We start from the raw sequence: 7,936 nt of genomic DNA, 5'->3' as shown, positions 1-7,936 counted from the left end.
ATTAAAAAATCAATTTGCGAGAAAGAACTATTTACACAAAAGATTTGACAGTCTCCGAATAATAGTTACTCTATTCTCATGTTTTTAGCATTTTCATTCACTTGCAAATCGTGACTTATGATAATAACCAAATTAGTCTGCGCTATTTCCTGCAATAACTTTAACAAATCATTTTGTAGTTCAGGATAGATATTCGCCAATGGCTCATCTAGTAAAAAGCATTGTGCATTAGTTTTCAAAATAGCAGAATATAATTTCACTAATTGTATTTCGCCTGTTGATAGTTCACTCATCTCTCTATCTAAAACTTTCTCAATTTTAAATTGTGATGAATTAAAGACTTTTGCAAAATACTCATTTTTATCAATCTGACTTTTATTAGGATATGATCCTAAATAGTCTCTTACAGAACAATTAGGAAGCGGTGTATCTTGAAATAGACAACTTATATTCGATTCTCTCAGTTTTCTTTTATTAATCAAATCAGCATTTACACCATTTATGGTGATTTTTCCTTCTTTTTTTGGTGTATATAATCCTATTATTGTTCTAAGAAAAGTTGATTTTCCGATTCCATTTCTACCCCTTACAACATAAAATCCAGGAGCAACAAAAGTAGCAGAAATTTTTCTAGTAAACAATGGTGTTTTTCCATCTAAATAAATATTAAAATCCTGTACCTGAATCGAATTTATTTTGGAAACTGCTTTTTCACCATCTTGCTCATCTTTCATGGATAGTAAATTGTTGATTCTCAGCCGGGCTACCCTGAATGATTCAAAGTTAAACAAAATAGAAAAAGCTTCATCTACTTCTCCCAAAAGTTGGTCAAAATATTGAAAAATGATTGAAAAAGAACCAATTGTCATTCTTCCAGAAATGACTGATAAACCACCATTAATGAACAATACTAATTGAAAAATCAGTTGTAAAATAATTTCACTATTAGACATATTCAAATTAAGAAGAAAATCTCGTTTGGCAACGCCTAAAAGCGTTCTTTTTGTACTGCTCCATCTTTCATTTTCTATTTTCTCTCTTTGATTACCCTTTATTTCAATGTATCTACTTAACCATTCGGTAAAGCCTGAAAAGTATTCATTATAGGCTTCTTTCAACTTCAAACTAACTTTGAAAATCTTAGGCCGTAAAAATAAATATATGACACTATATGCAGGCAACAGGATCACTATCAGTAACAAAAAACTAGAGCCAGCTGTAAATAAATACGTAAAAATCAAGACTGAGGAAAGCACGATTGAAATTATTTGATTTACAGTTTGGAAGAAAAAAGTCAACACTTCAGTAGTGTCCTCAGTAATTCTGTCTGCCATTCGAACTGAATTCATTTTTGTGACTTTCAGTGTATCCTTTGAATACAATTCCTTTATTATTGCATCGTTAACTTCTATATTTATTTTTCTGAATTCTAGAATTTGAATTTTATTCATGAAATATGACAACAAAAGTCTTATAAGACTTAGGGTGATTATTAATATAATGCTGCGTATAAATGAATCTCTATCAGCCTTATACACTAAAGAATTTAGCAGCATTCCTTCCAAATAAACATTAAAAGTTAAAATGCCAGTACTGATAATATTCATTCCTAATAGAAGCCAATATTCAACTTTATACTTTTTATCAATTTTGCTAAAAATCATATGCATAGCGTCACCTAATTCTGAACAGCAATCCAAGATATTAAAATATGATGAATATAAAATTAGACAAATTCTATATTTTTATTACTCCTATGTCAATACTAAAAAGATTGATTTTATTTCACTTTCCTGCCTGTATCTGATAATATGTAGTCATCAACTATCTAATAACTACATTTTTACTACACAGAGGTGCAATTATGACTGAAAAAGCTGCAATCAATGTCCGTGTTAACCAAGAAACTAAACAAAACGCAGAAAAAGTATTAAACAAACTTGGCATCCCGATGTCAGTTGCAATTGACATGTACTTACGACAAATTGCATTGACTGGAGGAATTCCTTTTGATTTGTCCTCAAAGAAAAGAAAAAACAAAAACGACCACGACACCGCTATGATGGTCGCCGAGGCCACTGCTCAGTATGAAGTCGTTAAATCCAACTGGGAAGATAAATTAGCCGAACTTACTCCTGACTGGATGAATATGAATAAGATGACTAAAGAGGAGCTTGAAGCAAGGTTGGCTAAGCATGCCCAAGATGCAAGAGATGATAAAAGTGTCGAAATTAGTAAAACTTTTAGCGAACTGAATAAAGAATTAGGAATTTAAATTTCATGCAAGAATATACTGTCAAATCAACTCCTAACGTATCTGTAGAACTTAAAGAGATATATAGCTCTATCTTGCAATTATCTCAATCTCCAAAAACTGCTCAAAATTATGTAGAAGATCTTGAGCAAACTATGCAAGCGTTAAATTATTTTCCAGAAAGATATAGAAAAACTCCTTCAAGAAAATACCGACGAGTTAATTTCAAAAAAATATGCTATATTCTACTTTATCGAAAACGATACTGTACACATTATTGATGTCATACTAGCTTCATCAAGTACAGTATTCAAATATTAATCCTTTGCCCCATTCTAGCTATTAAGCTATACTAGACAGAAGAAATTAAACGAACTAAGGGACAATAAAATGAGCGATAAATTAATTAAAATTGCATATCTCTACGAAGATTTAATGAATACTTACGGTGACTCAGGCGATGTTAAAATCTTGAGCTTTTTACTAAAGCGTGAAGGCTACGACACTCAAGTTGATAATATTTCACTTGGTGACGAATTCAACGCCTTTGACTACGATTTCGTTTTCTTCGGCGGCGGCCAGGACTTTGAACAAACTGTTGTCGCTAAAGACTTGCCACGTCACAAAGAAACATTGAGAAAATACATCAACGATGACAAGCCGATGCTTTGCATTTGTGGTGGTTACCAACTAATGGGTAGTTACTACAAGACTAATTATGGCGTAACTATTCCAGGTTTGGATATTTTGCCACTACACACAGTCTTCAAGAGCGACAAGCGAATGATCGGTGACACCCGTTACATGACCGAATGGGGTGAGGTTAAGGCTTTTGAAAACCACTCTGGTCAAACTTACTTCGACAACAAAGACAAGTTGCATCCCCTCGGCGACATGATCGAAGGCTACGGCAACAACCCACAAGACCACGTTGAAGGCCTGCGCTACCGTAACTTCATCGGTTCATACTCACATGGCCCACTACTTAAAAATACTAATGTTGCTAATGCCATCATGAAAATGATTATCGCTTGGCATCAAGAACGTGTTAGTGAAGCCAAAAAAGTCACAGAATAAAAAATGACCCAGTCAGAATTTCTGACTGGGCTTTTTCATTATCAAATTAATTTAAAACACGTTTAGCAGCTGAGGGATAAAAGTAGGCACTGATAGCCTGCTTTCTCACCCCTTGACTAGGAGTTGCAGCATGCACATATTGTCCATTACCAACATAAATACCAACGTGGTAAGGGGCTGAGGCAGAACCCCAGAATAATAAGTCACCTTTTTTAAGATGGCTTAACGAAACCTTTTTACCCTTAGTAACTTGACCATAAGTAGTCCTTGGTAATGTCTTTTTAGCGGCTTTTTTATAAACGTATTGAGCTAAGCCAGAGCAGTCAAAGGCTGAAGGGCCAGTAGCGCCGTAAACGTAACGCTTACCTACTTGCTTTTTAGCAAGACCAGCAACTGCTTCACGTTTTTCTGTAGTGCTTTGCTCTGCTGCGTGCACAGTTTGTGTTTGGTTAGGAACATTAATAAAAGAAATTCCTGTGAAAAATACTGATAAAACTGCGGCAAACTTAACTAAATTACGTCTAAAACTCAATTGACATTTCTCCTTAATTACTTTTTATCTTTCGACGCTTTATATATTACCTGAGAAATATTACAACTATGTTTTAAAAGTAATACTATCTAATTAAGCAAAACTACAGAAAATGTCTTATTTTGTAATTTTGATAAGAAAGAGCTTATGTTTCTTTTCTCAACTTGAAAAATTTTTCACTTTTCTATATGCTATTAACATTGATTACAGGAGTTGAACAAACAATATGGAGAAAATAGACAGTTATGCACGACATTTTTTAATACTGATAGCCTTAATTCTGGGCCTTTCACTAGTTTCAGAATTTCGTGATCTATCATCTTACGCTCCATCAATGATCAACCTAGCCTGCCTATCTATCGCAACCGCCTGCACCTTCGCTTCAGGAATTACTTTACAATTTAAAAGACTAAATATTGTAACTATTATCCTAGCAGCCATCTTAATTTCGATCTCCGTCTTCTTTTGGATCGAATTTTCTTCTCTTGCCTTAATCACCAGCATCTTCATTGTCTATGGCATTATTACATTACTTGTCTGTTTAACTAATTTAATCTATTTCAAAAAAAGAGAGGTCGATTAAAACCTCTCTTTTTTATTCATGTACTTTATGTTTCTTTGGCTGTTTTGGTGTTAAGTTCAAAGCCATAGCTGCTAGCACAACCAGAATTGAACCTACCCAGTCCATTGGCATCATAACTAAACCAAAACAGAGAACTGAGCCTACCGTTGCGGAGAACGGTTCAAATGCATCAAGCAAGCTGGCTGTGGATGGAATAACGTAACGCAAGGCGTTAGCCATAATCTGAAATGGGATAATCGTTCCAATGATAATTACGGCACTGGTATATAACCAAACAGCTGGCTTATTAGGAATAGCTTGGAATTGCGGATGGATAATCACCAAACTGATTCCTGCAAACAGCATCCCCCAGCCAGTCACCACCATGCTGGATACTCTTTTAACAATATTAACTGGAATCAGAGTATATGCTGCTTCACCTACTGCTGAAAGCAGACCCCAGAATAATGCGACCGGCGTAATGGCCAAATGATCAAATTGTCCGTGCGTTGACAGCAAAAAGACACCGATGAAAGCCGCAATCGCAGCCAAGATATCCAACCTACGCATGACTTGCTTATGAGTAAAAGCCAAATATCCTAATACGAAAAATGGGCCGATGAATTGTAAGATAGTAGCGATCGAAGCGTTAGCTACCTGAATACACATGAAATAAAATAATTGCACGGGCAATAATCCGAAGATTCCGTAAGCGAAAATTACTAACGCATCATGCTTATTCTTTAATGTAGCAAGTGGCTTTTGCTTTAAAGCTCCTGCCAAAAGCAGAAGTACGATTCCTGAAATAATCAACCGAATTTGGGTCAACCACATCGGCGTTATTTTAGCACTAATATTGAATAAACCTTTAGCAAAAAGACCGGAGATTCCCCACATGACAGCGGCTAAGGCTGCCAGAAAAGTCCACAGTCTACGTGTTTTTGGATCAATCATTATTCAATTTTCCCTTTTTCTTTCTTGGAGAAATATTCAAAGCCATTGCAGCTAAAACAACTAAGATTGAACCGATCCAGTCCATTGGTGCCATAACCAAGCCAAAGCATAAAACTGAACCTACCGTTGCAGAGAATGGTTCAAATGCATCAAGCAAACTTGCAGTAGATGCCTTGATGAAACGCAATGAATTAGTCATCAACTGGAATGGAATCAAAGTACCAATCACAATAACGGTAGCCACATCAAGCCAAACGTGTGGTGTATTAGGAATATGTGGCATCTGTGGGTGAACGATTATCAAGCAGATTCCCGCAGATAAAAGGCCCCAACCTGTAACGACTAAGCTTGAAACGCGTTTTAAAACGCCGATCGGAATCAAGGTATTAGTTGCTACACCAACGGCTGAGAGCAAGCCCCAGAATAAAACGCTTGGCGTAATGGCAAAGTGATTAAAACGACCGTGTGTCGCAAGCAAAACAACCCCAATAAAGGCACAGATCGCTGCAATCACATCAATCCGGCGCATTACTTGTTTATGCGTAAAGGCTAAATATGCCATTACGAAAAATGGACCGATGAACTGTAAAATTGTGGCAATTGAAGCGTTAGATTGTTGCACAACGATAAAGTAAAATAATTGCACGGGTAATAAACCAAAAATACCGTAAGCAATAATTACCCAAGCATCATGTTTATTCTTCATCGTAGCGATTGGCTTTTGCTTTAAGAATCCAGCTACGATCAACAAGATAATACCAGATGTGACCATTCTGATTTGTGAAAGCCACATTGGCGTGATGGACGGACTCGTATTAAATAAGCTCTTGGCAAATAAACCTGAGATTCCCCACATAACACAGGCTAGGGCAGCCAAGAATGCCCAAAGACGACGTTGTTTTTGTGTAACCATTCTTCTTAAACCTCAACTATACTAAACTAGCAACCTATATCATAACAAAAACGGACTAGCTTGAACTAGTCCGTTAATTTTTTATTCATTTTAAATTTTTACAGTTTAGCTTGTAAGGAAAGCACGATTGCACTAACACTACCAATAATTCCTATAATGACAGGAACCAACATCTCATGCTGGATAAGTAAAACTGCGAGTAAAAATACTATTGCTAAAATCGCAGAAACACGCATCGTCTTTTTATTTGCAAGAATAATAGCAATAAAGACTATTGCTAGCAAGATTACACAAGTAAAATCGCCGTAAAGTGACGCATTCTCAAGCGCCGTCGCGTGTTGGATTTTTAATGGTGCATTCAAAATATCGTCCCAGAGTTTACGTCCAAATGCAATATCTGCTGCTACATTTACCCAGAAAGTAACTATTTCGAAAAATCTGATAAAGAATAAACGATTAAGACGAATGCTAGTAATCGTTTCCCATAATGTATCACGCTTTTTAAAGCTGACAGCTGAATCACCTTTATCGAAGATCCAACCGACTAATAAATAAATGAAAATTGCTATCCCTTGAAATACTACTAAATGCATGAAAACAGAAAAGTTAAAAACTAGTGTCAACATCAGAATTACTACATAAACGAATTCTGAGATCAACAATATTCTCTTCCATTTACGACTATGTAACCAATGATTAAGCTCTTGCTTGTTCATGTGGTCGTCCATTTGCCCATTCATATTCTCACCCTTTTTTAATCATTTGTCTAATTTAACTAGAATTATATTCCTTCTTTTCGATTTGTCCATCATTTTTTCTAAAAAATAAAAAGGCGTAAAATCCCTATATTTTCGCCTTTTATACGTGTTATTTTCAACTATATATACATTTTTAATGACTTAATTTAATTATTTAAATCCAGATATATACATCTGATAGCTCGATACTTATTCTCATTTTGTTCTAATTGTGTTTCTTAAACAAATACATAGCTATATTTTCTAAAAAATTTCTTCATCTTCATTATCTAAATTGAAGAAAATTACATTAGGTGCTGGTGTAGTCTTTCCAGTTCGTTTATCATACTTGCCGCCAAAATATTCATAACGAAATTTCCCTTTACCAAATGGATCTTCACGGCATAAAAACACAACATAAGCTGCCTTGAATTCTTCTTCAGGGCAATCCAATCTACCGAAGATAATTTCTTCTTGATAGCCATTAGCCACTTCAAGAATGTTTTCACCTGCTCGTTGTGAACCTACTTGGATTATCAAACCATACTTGCTGCGTTTTGCATCCCGTGCGATTACGTGAACCACTGCTCGTTCTCCCAAAGCATTTCCGTTCACGTCATCAAGCGATTGCACTTCTTTGATATCAAGCTCTGGAAACAATCGCTGCACCGCAGAAAGTAATTTATCATTATACTTCTTCAAAATTCCAGCGGTTAAATGGTCCACCATCTCTGCCGACAGTTCGTTGTTTAACATAATAAAACCTCATTCCAAAAAAATCAATGTCATTAAGTTAAGACATTGACAAATTGAAAAGAGTCGAATCGTTGTGATTCGGCTCTTTTTTTGCATAAAATAAAGGCGAAAAGAACCTACCTTTTCGCCCTCTGATTAAATTATTAAACCT

General features: G+C 35.5%; 9 protein-coding genes. 3 read left to right on the top strand and 6 right to left on the bottom strand.

Annotated elements, in window-relative coordinates:
- Nucleotides 1–65: 65 nt before the first annotated feature.
- On the bottom strand, nt 66–1,670 hold the full coding sequence (locus CP368_RS08640; protein WP_089145945.1) for an ABC transporter ATP-binding protein: 1,605 nt from the start codon (nt 1,668–1,670) through the stop codon (nt 66–68).
- 194 nt (nt 1,671–1,864) lie between these two features.
- On the opposite strand from CP368_RS08640, the gene CP368_RS08635 reads away from it, so the two are divergent.
- The 3 genes from CP368_RS08635 (at nt 1,865) to CP368_RS08625 (ending at nt 3,331) form a co-directional block, all read left to right on the top strand.
- Complete coding sequence (locus CP368_RS08635; protein ID WP_025006447.1) at nt 1,865–2,275, top strand: type II toxin-antitoxin system RelB/DinJ family antitoxin; 411 nt, start codon at nt 1,865–1,867, stop codon at nt 2,273–2,275.
- Nucleotides 2,276–2,280: 5 nt separating this feature from the next.
- Nucleotides 2,281–2,535: a type II toxin-antitoxin system RelE/ParE family toxin gene (locus tag CP368_RS08630; protein WP_232792154.1), complete on the top strand. Its 255-nt coding sequence runs from the start codon at nt 2,281–2,283 to the stop codon at nt 2,533–2,535.
- A 109-nt stretch (nt 2,536–2,644) separates the two neighbouring features.
- Nucleotides 2,645–3,331, top strand: a complete 687-nt coding sequence (locus CP368_RS08625; protein WP_098044338.1) for a type 1 glutamine amidotransferase — start codon at nt 2,645–2,647, stop codon at nt 3,329–3,331.
- Nucleotides 3,332–3,377: 46 nt separating this feature from the next.
- On the opposite strand, the gene CP368_RS08620 is transcribed toward CP368_RS08625, so the two are convergent.
- The 5 genes from CP368_RS08620 to CP368_RS08595 all read right to left on the bottom strand — a co-directional run bounded on the left by CP368_RS08620 (nt 3,378) and on the right by CP368_RS08595 (nt 7,785).
- Complete coding sequence (locus CP368_RS08620) at nt 3,378–3,863, bottom strand: C40 family peptidase (protein ID WP_087176594.1); 486 nt, start codon at nt 3,861–3,863, stop codon at nt 3,378–3,380.
- 595 nt (nt 3,864–4,458) lie between these two features.
- Nucleotides 4,459–5,379 (bottom strand): DMT family transporter, encoded by a 921-nt coding sequence (locus CP368_RS08610; protein WP_098045977.1) that lies wholly within the window; start codon nt 5,377–5,379, stop codon nt 4,459–4,461.
- Nucleotides 5,372–6,292, bottom strand: a complete 921-nt coding sequence (locus CP368_RS08605) for a DMT family transporter (protein ID WP_098044340.1) — start codon at nt 6,290–6,292, stop codon at nt 5,372–5,374. The genes CP368_RS08610 and CP368_RS08605 overlap by 8 nt, the downstream gene beginning before the upstream one ends.
- 98 nt (nt 6,293–6,390) lie before the next feature.
- On the bottom strand, nt 6,391–7,032 hold the full coding sequence (locus CP368_RS08600; RefSeq protein WP_098045976.1) for a hypothetical protein: 642 nt from the start codon (nt 7,030–7,032) through the stop codon (nt 6,391–6,393).
- Between the two features lie 261 nt (nt 7,033–7,293).
- On the bottom strand, nt 7,294–7,785 hold the full coding sequence (locus CP368_RS08595; RefSeq protein ID WP_098036457.1) for a hypothetical protein: 492 nt from the start codon (nt 7,783–7,785) through the stop codon (nt 7,294–7,296).
- Between the last annotated feature and the right edge of the window lie 151 nt (nt 7,786–7,936).

The sequence above is a fragment of the Lactobacillus sp. UMNPBX17 genome, from assembly GCF_002553735.1.
Classification (GTDB): Bacteria; Bacillota; Bacilli; order Lactobacillales; family Lactobacillaceae; genus Lactobacillus; species Lactobacillus gallinarum.
Note: the sequence above shows the minus strand (reverse complement) of the source record. Positions and strands in the feature narration are given on the sequence as shown.